Raw genomic sequence first — 19,081 nt, 5'->3', positions numbered from 1 at the left:
GCTAGGCGGTCACGCTCAGCAGCGTTCGAGACCTGGCTGGATCAGGACCGGTTCGGTGGGGCGCCCCGCCTCCTGGCCGGGCCGCTCGCCCAGGACGTTGCAGACCAGCGACGTCAGGCTGCGGGGGCCGATGGTTCGAAAGTTGAGCCAAGCCGGCAATGCAGTAGTCATACTCGCTCCTCCCCGTTGTGCTCGCACAACAGTGATTCCGGTACGAGTGTACCGACGCAGGCGCCTCGATTGGCTGCCCGAACCGGCGGGTATGCGTGCCGTTGAGCACAACGTCACGGGAGAAAAGTCATGTCAAGTTCACTGAACGGTAAGAAAATAGCGTTTCTGGTCGCGCCGGAGGGCGTCGAGCAGGTCGAGTTGACCGAACCGTGGAAAGCGGTGGAGCAGGCCGGTGGAACTCCGGAACTCGTATCGACCGAGGTCGGCAAGATCCAGGCGTTCAACCATCTGACCCCGGCGGACACCTTCGAGGCCGACAAGTCGGCTGACGCCGTGTCGGTTTCGGAGTATGACGCGCTGGTGCTGCCCGGCGGTGTCGCCAACCCGGACTTCCTGCGCACCAACGCTGCGGCGGTCGCGCTCACGAAGAGCTTCTTCGATGCTGGCAAACCGGTCGCGGTGATCTGTCACGGGCCGTGGACGCTGGTCGAGGCCGACGTGGTGCGCGGCCGGATGATGACGTCGTGGCCCAGCGTCAAGACCGACCTCGTCAACGCCGGTGCCAACTGGGTCGACGAGGAGGTCGTCGAATGCTCGCGCGGGCCAAACACTTTGGTGTCCAGCCGTAAACCCGATGACCTTCCCGCGTTCTGCGACTCGCTTATCAAGACCTTCGCAGGCAGCGCGGAGTAACGCCAAAGCAGGCCCACGACACGGCGCCCCTCGGTAACGTCGCGGGCATGCTGATGGCCGCCCTCCGCGACATGCAGTGGAGAAGGCGGCGTTTCGCCATCGCGGTGATGTCGACGGCGATCATCTTCGCGATGACGCTGGTCCTCACGGGGTTGGCCAACGGATTTCGGTGGGAAGCCGAGCGCACCGTGAACACCTTGGGAGTGGATCAGTACCTGGTCAAGTCCGGCGCGTCCGGGCCGTTCGTCGGTGCGACGCCGTTCGCGCCGACGGAGTTGGCGCGGGTCGCCCGCGCGCCGGGGGTCGAGGCGGCGGCACCGCTCGTGTACGCCGGCGGCACCGCCACGCTCGCCGACGACACCCGCAATATCGGCATATTCGGTGCGCCCGAACGGGGTCCCGGTATGCCCGCGGTGTCCGAAGGCAGGGCGCCGGTGTCCGCCAAAGAGGTCGCGGTGTCCAGCACGCTGGGGCGCGGTCTGGGCGACGAGGTCGAAATCGCCTCGCGCACGCTGCGCATCGTCGGCATCGTGGAGAACTCCACGGCGTTGGCGAACCTGCCGAACGTCTTCTTGACCACCGACGGCGCCCGGCAGTTGGTGTACGGCGGCCAACAACTGGTGTCCTCCATCGGAATTCGCGGCACCCTCGAACAGCCGCCCGACGGTTACCGCACGATCGACCGCAACGGCGCGATCGACGACCTGCTGCGGCCGTTGCGGGTCGCGGTCAACTCGATCACCATCGTCGCGGTCCTGCTGTGGGTGGTGGCGGCGCTGATCGTCGGATCGGTGGTTTACCTGTCGGCGCTGGAGCGGCTGCGAGATTTTGCGGTGTTCAAGGCAATTGGGGTGACCACCCGGGCGGTGATGGGCGGACTGGCCCTGCAAGCAGTCATCGTGGCGCTGTTGGCCGCGCTGCTGGGCACCGCGCTGTCGGTGCTGCTCGGCCCGTTGTTCCCGATGCAGGTGATCGTGCCGGGGCAGGCCTATGCCGCGTTGCCGGTGCTGGCCGTCGTGGTCGGTCTGATCGCGAGCGCCACAGGCCTGCGCCGAGCGGTTTCGGTCGACCCGGCCGTCGCGTTCGGAGGGCCGTGAGCATGGGTGATCTGTCGGTGCAGAACCTGGTCGTCGAATACGCCAACGCCGGATACGCGGTACGCCCCATCGACGGGCTCAACCTCGACGTGGCGGCCGGCTCGCTGGTGATCCTGCTGGGCCCCAGCGGTTGTGGAAAGACGACCCTGTTGTCCTGCCTCGGCGCGATCCTGCGCCCCACCGCGGGCACCATCAAGTTCGGCGACGTCGACGTGACGGCGCTGGACGCGCGCGAGGTGTCGACGTTTCGGCGCGAAACCGTCGGCATCGTCTTCCAGGCGTTCAACCTGGTGCCCAGCCTGACCGCACGGGAGAACGTGATGGTGCCGCTGCTGGCGTCGGGCATGTCACGGCGGGCGGCGTCCAAACGCGCCGACCAACTGTTGGCGCGGGTCGGCCTGCACGACCGGCTGCACCACCGCCCCGGCGACCTCAGCGGCGGACAGCAGCAGCGGGTGGCGGTGGCCCGCGCCGTCGCGCTGGACCCGCCGCTGATCCTGGCCGACGAGCCGACCGCGCACCTGGATTTCATCCAGGTCGAGGAGGTGCTCAAGCTGATCCGCGAGCTGGCCTCCGGTGATCGGATCGTGGTGGTCGCCACCCACGACGCCCGGATTCTGCCGCTGGCCGACCGGGTCGTCGATCTCGTGCCTGGGTTCACCACCACCGACCGGGGCCCCGAGACGACGGAGTTGGCCGCCGGCGACGTGCTGTTCGAACAGGGCACGATGGGCCAGCTGATCTATCTGGTGTCCGAGGGCGAACTCGAGATCGTGCGCGAACTGCCCGGCGGCAGTGAGGAAATGCTCAAGCTGGCCGTCGCGGGCGACTACTTCGGCGAGTTCGGCCCGCTGTTTCACCTGCCCCGCTCGGCGACGGTGCGGGCCCGCACCGACGCGGTGGTGGTCGGCTACACGGTGCAGGCGTTTCGCGAACGGCTCGGATCGGGCACCCGCGACCTCATCGAGCACCGGCCGCTGTCAGCCCAGGAGGACCCCGAAGACGATTAAGCGGGCACCAGGCTGAGCATCACGTCCGGACCGATCGGTTCGAGGCCGTCGAAGCGCCATCGTTGGGCGTGGGCGATGGACAGCACACCGACGTCGTCGACGGCGGTTACCGGGCCGCCCAACAGGATCGGCGCTACATAAGCCAGGATGCGGTCGATCACCCCCGCCCGAAGCAAGGCACCCGCCAACGTCGGCCCGCCCTCCACCAGCACGTCGGTGCGGTCCGACAGCGCCTTGAGCACCTCGTTCGGATCTCGGGTGCGGATCACCATCGTGTGTGAATCGTCGTTCAGAACCTTTGCATCAGAAGGTATCTCGCGTTCGCCGACGACAACCCGCAACGGTTGGCGCTCAGCGAGCGAGCCGTCGGGTAGCCGCGCGGTCAGCGCGGGGTCGTCGACGAACACGGTGCCGGTGCCGACCACGATCGCATCGGCCACCGCACGCCTGCGGTGCACGTCGGCGCGCGCGGCTTCACTGGTGATCCACTGGCTGGTGCCGTCGGCCGCCGCGCTTCGGCCGTCGACGCTGGTGGCGAACTTCCAAGTCACATGCGGCTTTCCGGTGCGCTGTTTGTGCAGCCACTCCCGTAGCGGGCCGCCCGCGACGTCTGTCGCCAGCACCCCGGCGAGCATCTCGATACCCGCCTCACCCAGCCGCGCCGCACCCCCTGCGGCCACCGGGTTCGGATCGGTCACCGCGTAGGCGACCCGTGAAATCCCCGCCGCAACAAGGGTATCCACACACGGCGGGGTCCTGCCGTGGTGGTTGCACGGTTCCAGCGTCACCACCGCGGTGCCGCCGACGGCGCGCTCCCCCGCCCTGCGCAGCGCGACCACCTCGGCGTGCGGACCGCCCGGCGGTTCGGTGGCGCCGACGCCCGCCACCTCGTCGTCGCGATCCAGGATGACCGCGCCCACCGGCGGGTTCGGATACGTCCTGCCCTTGACCTCGTTGGCCTTGTCGACTGCCAGCCGCATCGCGGCCTCGAGGTTCATCGAAGGTGCGTGGACGCCGCAGCAGCCTGGCGGCGCAACGAGTCCACGGCGGCGGCGGGATCTTCCGCGCTGTACACCGCCGAACCGGCCACGAAACAGTCCACCCCGGCCGCCGCCGCCTGCTCGATGGTGTCGGCGTTGATGCCGCCGTCGATCTCGACCAGGATGGTCAGCTCGCCGGCGTCGACCAGGCGGCGCACCACACCCACCTTGGGAAGCACCTCGGGGATGAACTTCTGCCCGCCGAAGCCCGGTTCCACCGACATGATCAGCATCGTGTCGAACTCGGGCAGGATCTCCAGGTAGGGCTCGATCGGCGTGCCCGGTTTGACCGCGAGTCCGGCCTTGGCGCCCGCGGCGCGGATGTCGCGGGCGACCGCGACGGGTTTGTCGGTCGCCTCGGCGTGGAAGGTGACGTTGTGGGCGCCGGCCTCGGCGTACGGCGGTGCCCAGCGCTTCGGGTCCTCGATCATCAGATGGCAGTCCATCGGGATGTCGGTGGTGGGCAGCAGCGCCTCGACCACCGGAAGCCCGATGGTCAGGTTCGGCACGAAGTGGTTGTCCATCACGTCGACGTGCAACCAGTCCGCGCCCTTCACGGCGGCGGCCTCCTCGGCCAACCTGGCGAAGTCTGCTGCCAGAATCGACGGCGCGATCAGGGGCTTCGACATGTTGGTCACCTTATCTGCAGCGCGGCGGCGAACATCGCGTCGGTGCCGTGCCGGTGCGGCCACAGCTGCACGTACGGTCCGTCACCCAGCTGGTCGACGGGCGCGAAGAGCGGCCGGGTGTCCTGGGCGCTCACCGGGTGTCGGCGCAGCGCGTCGGCGACGATGCCGACCGTCTCGGCCAGATGCGGCGAGCACGTCGCGTACAGCACCACCCCGCCCGGGCGGGTCAGCGAGATCGCGGCGGCCAGCAGTTCGCGCTGCAACTTGGCCAGTTGCGGCACATCGTCGGGTTGGCGGCGCCACCGCGCTTCCGGCCTGCGCCGCAGCGCGCCCAGCCCGGTGCACGGCGCGTCCACCAGCACCCGGTCGAAGCCGGGTTTCAGACCGCTCTCGCGCCCGTCGACGCGCAGCACGTCGACGGCCAGCCCCCGGGTGTTCTGCTCGACGAGCTCGGCGCGGCGCGGGTTGGGCTCCACGGCGGTCACCTGCGCCGCGCCCTGCTCGGCGGCCAGGGCGGCCAGCAGCGCGGTCTTTCCGCCGGGCCCGGCGCACAGGTCCAGCCACCGGCCCGTATCGGGTCCGTCGAGTTCGGCCAGCGTCAGCGCACGGGCCACCAGCTGGCTGCCTTCGTCCTGCACCAGCGCCGCGCCTTCGCGTACGGGCTCCAGCCGGCCGGGGTCTCCCCCGCCCAGATACACCGCGTGCGGTGAATACCGCCCGACGGTGCCGTCGACCTGCGCGGCGAGTTCCTCGGCGGTCAGCGCGCCCGGGCGCGCGGCCAGGTGCACGGCGGGCCGGGCGTCGTTGCTGGCCAGCAGCGCGTCGAGTTGGCCGGCTTCGGCGCCGAGCGCGTCGGCGAACGCCTGCGCGATCCAGCGCGGGTGGGCGTGCACGAACGCCGCGTGACCGATCGGATCGGCGGCCTTGTCGGGCGCCAGCTGCTGCACCCAGGCGCTCTCGTCGCGCCCGGCGATGGTGCGTAGCACGCCGTTGACGAAACCCGCACGGGCCGAGTCGAATTCGATACCGGCCTGTTCGACGGTGGTGGACACGGCGGCGTGTTGTTCGACGCGGGTGCGCAACAGCTGGTAGGCGCCCAGCCGCAGCAGATCGAGCAGCACCGGATCGATGCGGTCGGTGGGGCGTCCGGCGGCATGGCTGATGATCGCGTCCAGCAGCCCGCGGGTGCGCGACGTGCCGTAGGCCAGCTCGGTGGCGAATGCCGCGTCGCGCCCGCTGATTCCGCGGTCGCGCAGCAGGGCGGGCAGCGCGAGGTTGGCGTAGGCGTCTTTCTCCGATACCGCGCGCAGCACGTCGAAGGCCGCGCGCCGGGCGGGGTCGAGCGGGCGGCGGCGCGGGGGTCGGGGGCGGCGGGGTCTGGTCATGTCGCCCGCGCATCGTCGTCGAGTCGGGCGCCGCGGGCCCAGTCGGCGGCGTTCATCGGCTTCTTGCCGGGCGGCTGGATCACGCCGAGCCGCACCGGGTGCGACGCGGTGCCGATCCGCACGCTTTTGCGGTCGGTTTGAATTGCGCCGGGCGGCAACGGTTCAGCGTCGTCGTCGACGGTCACCGGCCCGAGCTTGACCCGCAGGTCGCCGATCGTCGTCCAGGCCCCGGGGTGGGGGGTGACGGCGCGGATGCGTCGTTCCACCACATGGGCGGGCAGGTCCCACCGCACGCGGGCCTGCTCGACGGTGATCTTGGGGGCGACGCTGACCCCGTCGGACGGCTGCGGGACCGGGGTCAACGTACCGTCGGCGATGCCGTCCAGCGTCGTCTCCAACAGCGCAGCGCCTGAAACCGCCAGGCGGTCAAGCAGATCCCCCGCGGTGTCGGTCGGCTGGATGGTCTCGGTGACCACGCCGTAGACGGGGCCGGAGTCCAGAGCGGGTTCGATCAGAAACGTCGTCGCACCGGTCACGGTGTCGCCGGCGGCGATCGCGGCCTGCACGGGCGCGGCGCCGCGCCAGGCCGGCAGCAGCGAGAAGTGCAGGTTGACCCAGCCGTGTCGGGGCACGGCCAGCAGTTGCTCGCTCAGCAGCGCGCCGTAGGCCACCACCGCGCAGCAGTCCGGGCTCAACTCGGCCAGTTCGGCGATGAACTCATCGGAGTTGGGCCGCGCCGGTCGCAGCACCGGAATGTCGTGTTCGAGCGCGACGCGAGCCACCGGCGACGGTGCGGGTTTGCCCCGCCGGCCCGCGGCGGCGTCGGGGCGGGTCAGCACCGCGACGACGTCGTGGCGTGGCGATTCGAGAAGCCGGCGCAGCGACGGCAGGGCGGGTTCCGGGGTGCCGGCGAAGACGATGCGCACCGAGCCAGTCTAGTGAGACGACGGCGGCGCTGCTGTCGCGAGATCTACACCATGGTCGCGATTCGGCGCCCGCGACAGCCCTGGAGTAGATCTCGCGACAAATTGGCGGCGCTCACCGTGGCGTCTGGTAGAACTCGCGTTCGGACACCCCGACCAACGGCGCCACGAACATCCACGGAATCGTGGTGATGAGCCGGTTCACTGTGGCGACCGCGTCGTTGTAGTACTGGCGCGCGAACGCCAACTTGTCCTCGGTGTCGGCGAGGCTGTTCTGCAACTGCAGGAAGTTCTGCGACGAGTTGAGCTGCGGATAGTTCTGGCCGAGCGCCAGCAGCGGCACCAACGCGCTGTCGAGTTCCTTCTCGGCCACGCTTCGCTGCGCCACCGACTTACCCGTCGTCGCCGACGCCAGCGCGGCGCGCGCGTCGGTGACGTGGTCGAGGATGGCCTTTTCGTGCGCGGCGAACGTCTGCACGGTGTGCACGAGGCTGGGGACCAGCGACGCCCGGCGCATCAACTCGACGTCGATACCCGACAGCGCCTCCGACACCCGGATATCGGCGGCGCGAATCCTGTTGTAGCCCATCACGAAGCCGACCAGCGCCGCCACCGCGAGCACCAGCAGAACGATCAGCAGCAACCTCACCATGATCCGCCTCCACCTCCTCCTCCGCCGCCGCCACCGCCACCGCCTCCGCCGCCGCCGGAAGACGAAGACGACTGCGAGGCGGTGTAGGCGCTGATCGATGACGACAACGCCGATTCAAAACTGTCGAAGTTCGCCCCGCCGGACCCGCCGGTGAAACCCCACCCGCTCGACGCCGGCGCGTGATACCAGTCCGGTTGCGGGGCAGGCTGACCCATCACCGCCTCGTACTTCTTGGCCCACAGCGCCGCAGCACCCGCGGCCACCGCGAACGGAATGTAGGCGGTGTAGAGCTCCTTGCGCGCCGCGAAGTCGAACCGGCTCTCGGCGGAGTCGGTGGCCAGCATGCGGTGAAATCCGCCTGCGCGCGACCACAGTTCGCGGCCCGCAGCGGTGCGGCGGGTGCCGACACCGGGCAGCCAGGCCGGCGTGGTCAACAGGAAGAACACCGCGAACGGCACCGCCCACAGCGTGTTGACGACGCCGAACCACCGAAAGAAGGAGCACATCATCAGCACGAACGCGACCGCGTTGGCCGCGCGCAGCCACCACTCCGAGCGCTTCTTGACGATGAGTTTCTCGTCGAGCGCCCAATTACGCACTGCCGCAGCCAGATCGGTTTTGGCCTTGCTCAACCGCTCCCCCGACTTGACGGTCCGCTTGGCGTCGAACTCCTTACCGGGCCCCAGCACCTTGAGCGTCGCACCGACCCTGACGCCGACGGGATCGACGTCGGCCCATGCCCCTTCGTCGGCGATCCCGCGGATCTTCCAGTGTTTGTCGCTGATCTGCTGCAGCGCGATCAGCCGGCGTTCGGCCAGGTGGAACAGCGTGGCGGTGAGCGCGTTGGTGGGCACGTCCTCGGTGCGGATGTATTCGGTCTGGACCGGGCCGAGCCCGTCGGGTGGGCTGTACTGCACCGGAAAACCGGGCGGGGTCTCCAGGATCCGGCCGTACCACCACATGGCGAGCAGCGCCGCGGCGACGGTGAGCCCGCCGACCCACACCAGCCCCGACACGGACTGGCCCAGCACCCCGTCCCATGCCTGCGGCCACGGCAGCGCGTGGCGCGGCGGGGCTGGAACGTCCAGGCTCGCCCGCACCGTGACCGGCGTGCGCGGCGGCAGGTTGACCGCCGACAGTTGGACGGTGCCCGCGGATGCGCTGACACCGCGGCACGGTGATCCGACGCCGCCGCCGATGGAACACTGCACGCGGCCGACCTCGCCGGGCAGGGTGATCGAGATGTCGGCGCGCTGGATCCGGTTGTTCCACGACGGGGCGATCACGTTCCAGAAGAACACCGACTCCGCGGTTTCGGCCGAACCGACCGACGTCGCGAACCGCCTGTCGGCACCGATGTCGGCCGGGTCGAGCACCCCGTCGATGGTGTAGCGGATCTCGAAGACGTGGGTGCCCGGGCTCAGGTACACGTCGGGGTCGCCGATCTTGGCGACCCGAAAGCGCGTGCCGTTCTCCCACAGCATCTCGTGCATGGCCGGTTCGCCGTCGAGCAGGATCGAGGTGATCTGCGGTCGCTGCCGGATGCCGGGAACGTTGGGGTTGGCGACATCCCAGTACCGGAACAGCCCGTGGCGTCCGCTGGGGAACTCGGCGGTGATGGTCTCGACCGCGTCGAGGCGGCCGTCGGCGGCGACGGTGAAATCGGCACGGAATTGGCTGAACACCACCGGGTCCACGGCGTCGGAGGCCTGCTCCGACCACGAGTCGATGAGCCGCGGCCACAGCAGGCCAAACGTGATGAGTCCCAACAAGATGAGCACCAGGAGTAGCCGCCGCATACCCACCTCCGGTTCCGTGTGCGCCTTACCCTATGTGCAACGGGTCCATTTGCACACGAACCGGGTGCTGATCGTGGCGGGCGCTGAGCAGGCCGATGGCGCGGCGCAGGGCGGTAGCCAGTGCCAGGCCGCCGCCGCGGGGCACCCGCACCAGCGTCCGGCTCACGGCGCTCCCCGGCGGTACACCCGGCGGCCGCCGCGCCCCGACAGGCAGGTCGACGGGCCCCAAAACCTCTGCGGCATCGGGCATTTCCACGGCGTCGAGCAGCGCGCGCACCGATTCGGGCACCCCGTCGACGGCGGCCATGTGCATCGCCGGCGGCAGCCCGACCTCGGTTCGGGCGTCGAGTTCTTCCTCGGCGTGACCGACCGGATCCCACCGGATCAGCGCCTGGACAGTGGGAATCGCCGAGTCGGCGACCACCGCCACCACGCCGCCGTCGGCGCGGCTGCGCACCAGGGCCGCAGCGGCCATCCAGCGTCGCAGGGTGTCCTCGGCCGCGCGCAGGTCCTGGCGGCCGAGCAGGGCCCAGCTGTCCAGCAGCAGCGCCGCGCCGTACCCGTCGGCGGCCGTCGGCTCGGCGCCGGGCGTTGCGACCACGAGCGCAGGCGCCGCGGCGACGTGAGACACCATCGCGTCGCCGCCGGAGGTGATGACCGTCGTACCGGCGAACGCCCGCCCGAGTTCCTCGGCGGTGCGGCGGGCGCCGACGACCACCGCCCGCACGGCGTCGGATCCGCAGCGCGCACAGCGCAACCCGGTGTCGGCGCGCCCGCACCACCGGCACACCGCCCCGGCGGTGTCGCGGTCCGGAAGCGACAGCGGCCCGGTGCAGTGCCTGCACCGCGCCACGGCGCGGCAGCGGTTGCAGGCCAGCGCGGGCACGTATCCGCGTCGCGGTACCTGCACCAGCACCGGGGTGCCCTGATGCAGTGCGGTGCGCGCGGCCTGCAGCGCCATCGACGGCAGCCGCGCGGTGCGGGCGGCGGGATCGCGTTCCTGCGCGTAGCCGCTGTCCTCGATGGCGACGACGCGCGCCGAAGCGGTCCGCACCGCGGTGCGCGGCGCCACCAGGTCGTGCGCCCAGCCGCTGCGCACCAGCGCCTGGGCTTCGGCCGTGCGGGCATAGCCGCCGATCAGCGCCGCGCAGCGCAGTTGGTGCGCGCGCAGCATCGCGACCTCGCGGGCGTGCGGATAGGGCGCGCGTGGCTCGGCGAGGGTGTCGTCGCCGTCATCCCACACCACCGCCAGGCCGAGGTCGGCGACGGGTGCGAACACCGCGCTGCGCGTGCCGATCACCACCCGGGCGCCGCCGCGCAGCACCGATAGCCACCGCCGGTAGCGCTGCGCGGGACCGAGACCCGCCGACAGCGCCACCACCCGGTCCTCGTCGACGTAGGCGACGGCGGCGGCGTGCATGGTGTCGATGTCGCTCTGGTCGGGCACGATCACCAACGCCCCGCGCCCGGAGTCGACGGTGGCGGCCGCGATCTCGGCGAGCCGCTCGGCCCAGCGCTCACCGGGCAGCGCCTGCCAGACGGCACGGGCGGCGCGGCCGTCGCTCAGCGCTGCCAGGAACCGCTCCCCGCCGCCGTAGGCCGACCAGGCCGTGGGGTCAACGGGTTTGACGGTCAGCGGCGCCGGCTCGGTTTGGGGTTGCTTCTCGACGCGGGCGTGGCGCGGCGGAATGGCCAGGCGCAGCACGTCGGCGCGGGTACCCGCGTAGCGCGCGGCGACCGCGTCGGCGAGCCGGCGCACCTCGGGGGTGAGCACCGGCTCCGCCGACAGCACCCGGTCCAGCCAGCCGAGTTTGCCGACATGGTCGGTGTCCGAACGCCTTTCGAGGATGAAGGCGTCGACCAGCCGACCGGAGAACCGTACCCGGACCCGCACACCGGGCTGGGCGTCGTCGGACTGCTCGGCCGATACCAGGTAGTCGAACTCCCGGTCGAGGTGCGGCACCGACAGCATGGGCAGCACGCGCGCGATCGGCTCATGCTCGGCAGCGGCCGAACGTTCCTTACCGCTCGACATTTCTCCGCGAATTCGAGCGGTAAGGAACGTTCGCGGCGGAGGTCCGGCCGAAGAAGAAGCCCGCGGTGATGAGCACCAGCGAGGCCGAGTACCCCCACCAGATCGGCACGGCCAACGCCTCGGCGTTCTCGGGGGCCAGCACGAACTTGCTGATGCCGATCATCGCGTCGGACACCGCGAAACACACCGCGCCCAGCGCGGTCCACGGCGTGGGCAGCCGGGCCAGCAGCGCCGCGCACACCATCGCCCCGAGCACCGCGATGTAGAGCACCACCGGCACCGCCATCCCCTCCGCGATCAGCCCCGGCCAGAACCAGATCAGCAGCGCCACACAGGCGGCGATCGTGACCGTCGCAAACGCCACCCCCGGCGCCGTCCGCTCGATCAGCGGCACGAGCGCACCCAGAAAACACAGGTGGGCCACCAGAAACGCCGACAGTCCCAGCACGAACGACGGCTCCCACCACGGCAGCGCCAACAGGAAATCGCCGGCGGCCGAGAACAGCAGGGCGCCGATCAGCCAGCGTCGTTCCCGCGCGATCGGATGGCTGACGGCCGCGACGGCCAGCAGCACCGCGGCCAGCGCCTTGGCCGCCGGTTGCAGGGTGAACTGACCGGTGAGCTCCGCACCGGCGGGCAACCGGATCGCGGTGACGATCAGAAACACCCCGTAGCAGGCGGCGACCACCGCGGCGCTCACCCAGAGCAGCTTGGTGCGCCGGGAGACGTACGGTGTTGCCATGTCCGTGGCTGAAGAGAAGCCGGCCGTTGATGCCATCCTGCAGAAGGTACTAAAGGCCGTTCCGTTTCAGTTGACAACCGAAGGAGGGGCCGACGCCGCGCGCCGCCGGTTCCGCGAACTGCCGCGCCGCGAGGTCCATCCCGAGGTGCGTACCGAGGACCGCACTGTCGACGGGCCCGCGGGCCCGATCCCGGCCCGCGTGTACTGGCCGCCAGGGGCCGACGGGGCCGCGCCCGTTGTGGTGTTCCTGCACGGCGGCGGCTGGTCGGTCGGTGACCTCGACACCTACGACGGCACCGCCCGCATGCACGCCGTCGGCGCAGGCGCGGTGGTGGTGTCGGTGGACTACCGGCTGGCGCCCGAGCACCCCTACCCCGCCGCCGTCGACGACGCCTGGGCAGCAACGCAATGGGTCGCTGCCCACGCCGCGGATTTGGGCACCGACCCCGACCGGCTGGCCATCGCCGGTGACTCCGCGGGCGGCAACCTCGCGGCGGTGGTGTGCCAGCTGGCGCGCGACGCGGGCGGACCGGCGATCGCTCGGCAGCTGTTGTGGTATCCGTCGACGACGTTCGACACCGGGTTGCCGTCGTTCGCCGAGAACGCCGACGCCCCGGTGCTCAACCTGGCCGCGTGCAAGGGCTACAGCCGTTGGTATATCGGCGATCTGGACATGTCTGATCCGCCTGCGACGCTGGTGCCCGCCCGCGCGACCGATCTGACCGGGCTGCCGCCGGCCTACATCGCCGTCGCCAACCACGACCCGCTGCGCGACGACGGGATGCGCTACGCCGAGTTGCTGACCGCCGCCGGCGTCCCCGTCGAGGTGCACAACGCCGAGACGCTGGTCCACGGCTATCTGGGTTACGCGGGGGTGGTGCCTGCGGCGACGGCGGCGATGGAGCGGGGGTTGGCGGCGCTGCGCCGTGCGCTGCATTCCCGCTAACGTGGGCCTATGACCGATTCGACGGCAGCGCGGCCGGGTATCGACCCGGACTACGACACCGTCATCGTCGGCGCCGGCTTCTCCGGTATCGGCGCGGCGATCAAGCTGGACCAGGCCGGGCTCGGCAACTACCTGGTGGTCGAGGCCGGCGACGGCCCCGGCGGCACGTGGTACTGGAACACCTATCCCGGTATCGCCGTGGACATTCCGTCGTTCTCCTACCAGTTCTCGTTCGAGAAGAGCGCGGACTGGACGCGCAGCTACGCGCCCGGCCACGAACTGCGGGCCTACGCTGAGCACTGCGTGGACAAGTACGGGCTGGCGCCCAAGATCCGGTTCAACACCAAGGTGCTGACCGCCGACTTCGACGACGACGCCGACCTGTGGCAGATCCGCACCGATCCCGGGGGCGTCGTCACCGCGCGCTACCTGATCAACGCCTGCGGCGTGCTGATCACCCCGAACTCACCCGACATCGACGGTGTCGACTCGTTCACCGGTGTCACCATGCACACCGCACGCTGGGATCACGACCTGGACCTCACCGGTAAACGCGTCGCGGTCATCGGCACCGGCGCCTCAGCGGTTCAGGTGATTCCGGAGATCGCGCCGATCGTGGAGCAGCTCACCGTATTTCAGCGCACCCCGATCTGGTGCTTCCCGAAGTTCGACGTGCCGCTGTCACCGGCGTTGCGGGCGTTGATGCGGCTGCCGGGCGGTCACACGTTGCAGCGGCTGATCAGCCAGGCCTACGTCGAGCTCACGTTCACGCTGCCCGCGCAGTACTTCACGGTCAACCCGATGGCCAAGCGGATGGCGAACATCGGCAAGTACTACCTGCGCAAAGAGGTCGACGACCCGCAGGTCCGCGACAAGCTCACCCCGCGCTACGCCGTCGGGTGCAAGCGGCCAGGGTTTCACAACACCTACCTGTCGACGTACAACCGCGACAACGTCGAGCTGGTGACCGAACCGATCGACAAGATCACCGGTACCGGGGTGGCGACCGCCGACGGGCAGACCCGCGACATCGACGTGCTCATCCTGGCGACCGGGTTCAAGGTGATGGACCCCGACAGCGTGCCGACCTATGCGGTCACCGGCCCGGGGGGCCGCTCGTTGTCGAGCTACTGGAACGAGCAGCGGCTGCAGGCCTACGAGGGCGTCAGCGCGCCCGGCTTCCCGAACTTCTTCACCGTGTTCGGGCCGTACGGGTACGTCGGAAGCTCCTACTTCGCGCTCATCGAGGCCCAGACCCACCACATCGTGCGGTGTCTGACCCACGCCCGGCGTAACCACGCCACCCGCGTCGAGGTGAAACAGGAAGCCAACGACCGCTACTTCGCCGAGATGATGCGCAAACGGCATCGCCAGATCTTCTGGCAGGACAGCTGCAAGCTCGCCAACAGCTACTACTTCGACGTCAACGGCGACGTGCCGCTACGGCCGGCCACCACGCTGGAGGCGCACTGGCGCAGTCGCCGGTTCCCGATCGACGACTACGCGTTCAGCTGAGCGCCTAGACCGCGGCCTTGAGCTCGTCGACCTTGTCGAGGCGCTCCCACGGCAGGTCGACGTCGGTGCGGCCGAAGTGCCCGTAGGCGGCGGTCTGCGCGTAGATCGGGCGCAGCAGGTCCAGGTCGCGCACGATCGCGCCGGGCCGCAGGTCGAACACCGAGGTGATGGCCTTCTCGATGCGGCTGGGATCGACGGTCTCGCTGCCGAAGGTCTCGACGAACAACCCGACCGGGGCGGCCTTACCGATCGCGTAGGCGACCTGCACCTCGACACGTTCGGCCAAGCCCGCGGCGACCACGTTCTTTGCCACCCAGCGCATCGCGTACGCCGCGGAACGGTCCACCTTGGACGGATCCTTACCGGAGAACGCGCCGCCGCCGTGGCGGGCCCACCCGCCGTAGGTGTCGACGATGATCTTGCGGCCGGTCAGCCCGGCGTCGCCCATCGGCCCGCCGAGTTCGAACTTGCCGGTCGGGTTCACCAGCAGGCGGAAGTCGGAGGTGTCCATCGTGCTGTGGTTGAGGTCGGCCAGCACGGTGTTGACGACCTTCTCGCGGATGTCGGGCGTCAGCGTCGCGTCCAGGTCGATACCGGCGGCGTGCTGCGTGGAGAGCACCACGGTGTCGAGGCGCACCGGGGTGACGCCGTCGTAGGCGACGGTGACCTGGGTCTTGCCGTCGGGGCGCAGGTAGTCGAGCACACCGCTCTTGCGGACCTCGGTCAGCCGGCGCGACAGCCGGTGCGCCAGCGCGATCGGCAGCGGCATCAGCTCAGGGGTGTCCTTGATGGCGTAGCCGAACATCAGCCCCTGGTCACCGGCGCCCTGGGAGTCCAGCGGGTCGCCTGCGCCCTCGACGCGGGTCTCGTGGGCGGTGTCGACGCCCTGGGCGATATCGGGTGACTGCGCGCCGATGCCGATGTTGACGCCGCAGGTCTCGCCGTCAAAGCCCTTATCCGACGAGTCGTAGCCGATCTCGAGGATCCGTTCACGCACGGTGTTGGTGATGTCGGCGAACGCTTCCTTGGCCGCGGTCGTCACCTCGCCGACGACGTGCACCTGGCCGGTGGTCACCAGTGTCTCCACCGCGACGCGGGATTTGGGATCGTCGGCCAGCAGCGCGTCGAGCACCGAGTCGCTGATGGCGTCGCAGATCTTGTCCGGATGGCCCTCGGTTACCGATTCACTGGTAAACAGCCGAGCTTGCGTCACGGTGTGATCCTTCCGAAAGTTAGTTGGACGAATTCTATGTCTTGGGGTTTGGTCCGCCTGATGCACCCAAGCGTGTGCGTGGGTTCGGCGCAACCCTTAGCCGCAGCATGGCGCGTGCCTCGAGCTACCCGGCGCCGCTCCCGAGGAACGCGGCGATCGCGTCAACGATACGGCTGGCCATCAGCGTCTTGGAGCCGTGTTCCAGCGCGGACTCCGTGCCGTCGGCCGCGAGCAACCAGCCGGCGTTGTCTTCCACCTCGAACGCCCGGTTCTCCCCGACCGCGTTGACCACGAGCAGGTCGCAGCCCTTGCGCGCGAGTTTGGCCCTGGCGTGGAAGAGCACGTCGCCGTTGGCGTCCCCGGTCTCGGCGGCGAACCCGACGATGGCGCGCATGTTCGGCAGCTGCCCGTCGGCGCGGGCGCGCACCGCGCCTGCCAGCACATCGTCGGTGCGGGTCAGCTCGATGACGGGTTCGCCTTCGCTTTCCGGGCCCTTCTTGATCTTGCTGGTGGCCTGGCTGACCGGGCGGAAGTCGGCGACGGCGGCCGCCATCACCAGCACGTGCGCGTCGGGCGCGTGTTTGGACACGGCGTCTTTGAGTTGGGCGGCCGATCCGATGTGCACGACGTCGACGCCGGCGGGGTCGATCAGCCCCGCGGTGTTTCCGGCGATCAGCGTGACCTCCGCGCCGCGCTGGGCCATCACCCGTGCCATCGCGTAGCCCTGCTTGCCGGAGCTGCGGTTGCCGATGAACCGCACGGGATCGATCGGCTCGCGGGTGCCGCCCGCGGTGACCAGCGCCTTGACGCCGGCCAGGTCGTAGGGCAGGGCTGGAGATTCGACGCCGCGGGCCAGCAGCAGGTTGGCGAACGTAGTGATCTCCTCGGCCTCGGGCAGCCGCCCGGCACCGGTGTCGGCGCCGGTGAGCCGGCCCGACGCGGGTTCGAGCACCACCGCGCCGCGCCGGCGCAACGTGGCGACGTTGTCGACAGTCGCGGGGTGGTACCACATCTCGGTGTGCATGGCCGGGGCCAGCAGCACCGGACATCGCGCGGTGAGCAGCGTCGCGGTCAGCAGATCGTCGGCGCGTCCGACGACCACACGGGCCAGCAGGTCGGCGGTGGCGGGTGCGACGACGACGAGGTCGGCTTCCTGGCCGATGCGGACGTGCGGCACTTCGTGCACGTCGTCCCAGACACCGGTGTGCACGGGGTTGCCGGACAGCGCTTCGAACGTCGCGGCGCCGACGAACCGCAGCGCGGACTCGGTCGGGACGACGCGGACGGAATGTCCGGCCTCGGTGAGTTGGCGGACCACGGTCGCCGCCTTGTAAGCGGCGATGCCACCGGCGACGCCGACGATGATCCGCTTGGGCTCCATGCGGGCCGCTCCTGGGTTGCTACTCGCCTTCGGTGTGCTCGAGCAGGTCGGCGTGGATCTCGCGCAGCGCGATCGACAGCGGCTTCTCCTGCAGACCCGGCTCGACCAGCGGGCCGACGTACTCGAGGATGCCGTCGCCGAGCTGGTTGTAGTAGTCGTTGATCTGGCGTGCGCGCTTGGCGGCGTAGATGACCAGGGCGTATTTGCTCGATGCGCGCTCCAGCAACTCGTCGATCGGCGGGTTGGTGATGCCGAGCGGCGTGTCGTAGGCGCCAGCTGAGGCGTTCATGGACGTGTCGAAGTCGTCCACAGCGGCCAGCTGCGTATCGGCGTGCGGGGTACTCACGTAAAAATTCTCCTGGCGTTCGTCTGTGAGACTAGGTTTGCCTGTGACTAAAGGGTGGCTATCGGGGACGTCTGCGCCCGGTTCGGCGCTGGGTCAATCGTGGGCCACCAGCAAGGATACCAATTCGGCGCAGGCCGATTCCAATTGGCTGTTGACCACGACGGCGTCGAACTCGCCCTGTGCGGCCAGTTCGGCCTTGGCGGTGGCCAGCCGGCGCGCCATCACCTCGGGGGTTTCGGTGCCCCGCCTGGTCAGCCGGCTCTCAAGCGTGGCCCAGTCCGGCGGCGCGACGAACACGGTGAGGACCTCGGGCATCGCCTGCTTGACGGACCTCGCACCGGCGAGGTCCACCTCGATGAGGACGGGATGACCGGCCGCCGTGGCGTCGCGCACGGGCTGCGCAGGGGTGCCGGAGCGGTGCAGGCCCCCGTGGATTTCGGCCCACTCCAGCAGGGCCCCGCTGTCGATCAGCTGGGCGAACTGTTCATCGGTGATAAACGCGTAGTCGACACCGTCGACCTCGCCGGGGCGAGGCGCCCTGGTGGTGACCGACACGCTGAAGTACAGGTCGGGAATGCGTTCGCGCAGACAGCGCACGAGCGTCGATTTCCCGACGGCAGAGGGGCCGGACAGCACAACTACCCGGCCGGCCCCTCGGCCGGCGCTCAACTTCTGCGTCCGGGAACTACTGGTCGAACTTTTCCAGCAGCGCCTTGCGCTGACGATCGCCCAGGCCGCGCAGTCGGCGGGTGGGGGCGATCTCGAGCTCGGTCATGATCTCCTGCGCCTTGACCTTGCCCACCTTGGGCAGGGCCTCCAGCAGTGCGGAAACCTTCATCTTGCCGAGGACCTCGTCGGTCTCGGCGTCCTTGAGCACCTGCTTGAGGTTGGTGCCACCGCGCTTGAGCCGATCCTTGAGTTCGGCCCGGATTCGACGTGCGGCGGCAGCCTTCTCCAACGCGGCCGCGCGCTGTTCGTCGGTCAACTGGGGAAGGGCCACGGGGTTCCTCCGTCTCATCACCATCAATTGTTTGAAATCGGCTGCTCGGACAAGTCCACAACAGCCAGCGACGACGACCGTACCCACGCATCCTGACGAATGCGAACCCCACCCCCCGGTTGCGGGGCCAAAAGCCCAGCGTGTAAGGCGGTGGGCCGCCAGACGCCGGGCCGCGGCGCTCAACGCGGCAAGCGCGTAATCGGGCGGCGATCGAGCGGAATTTCCTAGCACTCAACGGATTTCGTACGAGCTCCCGAGCACGGCCGACGCGACGCCGGTTTTCCGGGTGGTCCGAGGGCCGGCACGGCGGGGTTTTCTAAAAATTTTCGCTGGTCAGCGCGTGTCGGGCGTGTCGAGCAGCGCTGATGCGACACTTCCTGTGACACCTGATGCCAATGTTTGCTGTGTTACAGCTGTGACTTTCCTGGCTCCGGAGGCGGCTCAAATTTGCGTCCAGGGTTGTGCCGAGGCGCCTGCCACCGCCCTCAGCGCAAAACCGCGAAC

The 19,081-nt window shown here is 69.7% G+C and carries 19 protein-coding genes; 5 read left to right on the top strand and 14 right to left on the bottom strand.

Going from position 1 to position 19,081, the window contains the following annotated elements; all coding sequences use genetic code 11:
- Positions 1–15 precede the first annotated feature (15 nt).
- A complete protein-coding gene (locus ABQE93_RS21630) occupies positions 16–171 on the bottom strand; it encodes a hypothetical protein (RefSeq protein WP_448410407.1) in 156 nt (51 codons plus the stop codon).
- Positions 172–300: 129 nt separating this feature from the next.
- On the opposite strand from ABQE93_RS21630, the gene ABQE93_RS21625 reads away from it, so the two are divergent.
- Genes ABQE93_RS21625 through ABQE93_RS21615 form a run of 3 tightly spaced genes read left to right on the top strand, consistent with a single transcriptional unit; the run spans position 301 to position 2,971 of the window.
- Complete coding sequence (locus ABQE93_RS21625) at positions 301–864, top strand: type 1 glutamine amidotransferase domain-containing protein (RefSeq protein WP_448410405.1); 564 nt, start codon at positions 301–303, stop codon at positions 862–864.
- Positions 865–911: 47 nt separating this feature from the next.
- Positions 912–1,961 (top strand): ABC transporter permease, encoded by a 1,050-nt coding sequence (locus ABQE93_RS21620; protein ID WP_448410403.1) that lies wholly within the window; start codon positions 912–914, stop codon positions 1,959–1,961.
- 2 nt (positions 1,962–1,963) lie between these two features.
- Positions 1,964–2,971, top strand: coding sequence for an ATP-binding cassette domain-containing protein (locus tag ABQE93_RS21615; protein ID WP_448410401.1), 1,008 nt, complete (start codon positions 1,964–1,966; stop codon positions 2,969–2,971).
- Here ABQE93_RS21615 and ribD read toward each other — a convergent pair.
- From ribD to ABQE93_RS21575, 8 genes are all read right to left on the bottom strand, one after another.
- A complete protein-coding gene (gene ribD, locus ABQE93_RS21610) occupies positions 2,968–3,969 on the bottom strand; it encodes a bifunctional diaminohydroxyphosphoribosylaminopyrimidine deaminase/5-amino-6-(5-phosphoribosylamino)uracil reductase RibD (protein WP_448410400.1) in 1,002 nt (333 codons plus the stop codon). The two genes, ABQE93_RS21615 and ribD, sit on opposite strands and share 4 nt — an antisense overlap.
- Entirely contained in the window at positions 3,966–4,640 is a 675-nt protein-coding gene (rpe, locus tag ABQE93_RS21605; RefSeq protein ID WP_448410398.1) for a ribulose-phosphate 3-epimerase, read from the bottom strand. Before rpe ends, ribD begins: the two co-directional genes overlap by 4 nt.
- A gap of 5 nt (positions 4,641–4,645) precedes the next feature.
- On the bottom strand, positions 4,646–6,025 hold the full coding sequence (locus ABQE93_RS21600) for an RsmB/NOP family class I SAM-dependent RNA methyltransferase (protein ID WP_448410396.1): 1,380 nt from the start codon (positions 6,023–6,025) through the stop codon (positions 4,646–4,648).
- Complete coding sequence (fmt, locus tag ABQE93_RS21595) at positions 6,022–6,951, bottom strand: methionyl-tRNA formyltransferase (RefSeq protein ID WP_448410394.1); 930 nt, start codon at positions 6,949–6,951, stop codon at positions 6,022–6,024. Before fmt ends, ABQE93_RS21600 begins: the two co-directional genes overlap by 4 nt.
- A 112-nt stretch (positions 6,952–7,063) precedes the next feature.
- Positions 7,064–7,600: a LemA family protein gene (locus ABQE93_RS21590; RefSeq protein WP_448410392.1), complete on the bottom strand. Its 537-nt coding sequence runs from the start codon at positions 7,598–7,600 to the stop codon at positions 7,064–7,066.
- Positions 7,594–9,399 (bottom strand): DUF2207 domain-containing protein, encoded by a 1,806-nt coding sequence (locus ABQE93_RS21585; protein WP_448410390.1) that lies wholly within the window; start codon positions 9,397–9,399, stop codon positions 7,594–7,596. The genes ABQE93_RS21590 and ABQE93_RS21585 overlap by 7 nt, the downstream gene beginning before the upstream one ends.
- A 25-nt stretch (positions 9,400–9,424) precedes the next feature.
- Positions 9,425–11,434 (bottom strand): primosomal protein N', encoded by a 2,010-nt coding sequence (locus tag ABQE93_RS21580; protein ID WP_448410388.1) that lies wholly within the window; start codon positions 11,432–11,434, stop codon positions 9,425–9,427.
- The gene (locus tag ABQE93_RS21575; RefSeq protein WP_448410386.1) at positions 11,421–12,176 is read right to left on the bottom strand and encodes a lysoplasmalogenase; all 756 of its coding nucleotides are present in this window, start codon (positions 12,174–12,176) and stop codon (positions 11,421–11,423) included. The genes ABQE93_RS21580 and ABQE93_RS21575 overlap by 14 nt, the downstream gene beginning before the upstream one ends.
- Between ABQE93_RS21575 and ABQE93_RS21570 the strand changes: the two genes are divergently transcribed.
- Both ABQE93_RS21570 and ABQE93_RS21565 read left to right on the top strand, forming a co-directional pair.
- Positions 12,175–13,122 (top strand): alpha/beta hydrolase, encoded by a 948-nt coding sequence (locus ABQE93_RS21570; RefSeq protein WP_448410384.1) that lies wholly within the window; start codon positions 12,175–12,177, stop codon positions 13,120–13,122. The two genes, ABQE93_RS21575 and ABQE93_RS21570, sit on opposite strands and share 2 nt — an antisense overlap.
- Positions 13,123–13,131: 9 nt before the next feature.
- Positions 13,132–14,637, top strand: coding sequence for a flavin-containing monooxygenase (locus tag ABQE93_RS21565; protein WP_448410382.1), 1,506 nt, complete (start codon positions 13,132–13,134; stop codon positions 14,635–14,637).
- Between the two features lie 4 nt (positions 14,638–14,641).
- On the opposite strand, the gene metK is transcribed toward ABQE93_RS21565, so the two are convergent.
- From metK to mihF, 5 genes are all read right to left on the bottom strand, one after another.
- Positions 14,642–15,850 carry a methionine adenosyltransferase gene (metK, locus tag ABQE93_RS21560; RefSeq protein ID WP_448410380.1) on the bottom strand — a complete coding sequence of 403 codons (1,209 nt, stop codon included), beginning with the start codon at positions 15,848–15,850 and terminating at the stop codon, positions 14,642–14,644.
- Positions 15,851–15,974: 124 nt separating this feature from the next.
- Positions 15,975–17,231: a bifunctional phosphopantothenoylcysteine decarboxylase/phosphopantothenate--cysteine ligase CoaBC gene (gene coaBC / locus ABQE93_RS21555; RefSeq protein WP_448410377.1), complete on the bottom strand. Its 1,257-nt coding sequence runs from the start codon at positions 17,229–17,231 to the stop codon at positions 15,975–15,977.
- Between the two features lie 19 nt (positions 17,232–17,250).
- Positions 17,251–17,520: a DNA-directed RNA polymerase subunit omega gene (gene rpoZ / locus ABQE93_RS21550; protein ID WP_230982522.1), complete on the bottom strand. Its 270-nt coding sequence runs from the start codon at positions 17,518–17,520 to the stop codon at positions 17,251–17,253.
- 150 nt (positions 17,521–17,670) lie between these two features.
- Positions 17,671–18,246: a guanylate kinase gene (gene gmk / locus ABQE93_RS21545; protein WP_448410376.1), complete on the bottom strand. Its 576-nt coding sequence runs from the start codon at positions 18,244–18,246 to the stop codon at positions 17,671–17,673.
- Positions 18,247–18,262: 16 nt separating this feature from the next.
- Positions 18,263–18,577: an integration host factor, actinobacterial type gene (gene mihF / locus ABQE93_RS21540; protein ID WP_006244838.1), complete on the bottom strand. Its 315-nt coding sequence runs from the start codon at positions 18,575–18,577 to the stop codon at positions 18,263–18,265.
- Positions 18,578–19,081 lie beyond the last annotated feature (504 nt).

This window comes from Mycolicibacterium sp. XJ662 (assembly GCF_053484035.1).
Note: the sequence above shows the minus strand (reverse complement) of the source record. Positions and strands in the feature narration are given on the sequence as shown.

Coding starts and splice junctions, on each gene's coding strand:
- ABQE93_RS21630 (WP_448410407.1), bottom strand. CDS start 171: ATGACTACTGCATTGCCGGCTTGGCTCAACTTTCGAACCATCGGCCCC.
- ABQE93_RS21625 (WP_448410405.1), top strand. CDS start 301: ATGTCAAGTTCACTGAACGGTAAGAAAATAGCGTTTCTGGTCGCGCCG.
- ABQE93_RS21620 (WP_448410403.1), top strand. CDS start 912: ATGCTGATGGCCGCCCTCCGCGACATGCAGTGGAGAAGGCGGCGTTTC.
- ABQE93_RS21615 (WP_448410401.1), top strand. CDS start 1,964: ATGGGTGATCTGTCGGTGCAGAACCTGGTCGTCGAATACGCCAACGCC.
- ribD (WP_448410400.1), bottom strand. CDS start 3,969: ATGAACCTCGAGGCCGCGATGCGGCTGGCAGTCGACAAGGCCAACGAG.
- rpe (WP_448410398.1), bottom strand. CDS start 4,640: ATGTCGAAGCCCCTGATCGCGCCGTCGATTCTGGCAGCAGACTTCGCC.
- ABQE93_RS21600 (WP_448410396.1), bottom strand. CDS start 6,025: ATGACCAGACCCCGCCGCCCCCGACCCCCGCGCCGCCGCCCGCTCGAC.
- ABQE93_RS21590 (WP_448410392.1), bottom strand. CDS start 7,600: ATGGTGAGGTTGCTGCTGATCGTTCTGCTGGTGCTCGCGGTGGCGGCG.
- ABQE93_RS21585 (WP_448410390.1), bottom strand. CDS start 9,399: ATGCGGCGGCTACTCCTGGTGCTCATCTTGTTGGGACTCATCACGTTT.
- ABQE93_RS21580 (WP_448410388.1), bottom strand. CDS start 11,434: ATGTCGAGCGGTAAGGAACGTTCGGCCGCTGCCGAGCATGAGCCGATC.
- ABQE93_RS21570 (WP_448410384.1), top strand. CDS start 12,175: ATGTCCGTGGCTGAAGAGAAGCCGGCCGTTGATGCCATCCTGCAGAAG.
- ABQE93_RS21575 (WP_448410386.1), bottom strand. CDS start 12,176: ATGGCAACACCGTACGTCTCCCGGCGCACCAAGCTGCTCTGGGTGAGC.
- ABQE93_RS21565 (WP_448410382.1), top strand. CDS start 13,132: ATGACCGATTCGACGGCAGCGCGGCCGGGTATCGACCCGGACTACGAC.
- coaBC (WP_448410377.1), bottom strand. CDS start 17,231: ATGGAGCCCAAGCGGATCATCGTCGGCGTCGCCGGTGGCATCGCCGCT.
- rpoZ (WP_230982522.1), bottom strand. CDS start 17,520: ATGAACGCCTCAGCTGGCGCCTACGACACGCCGCTCGGCATCACCAAC.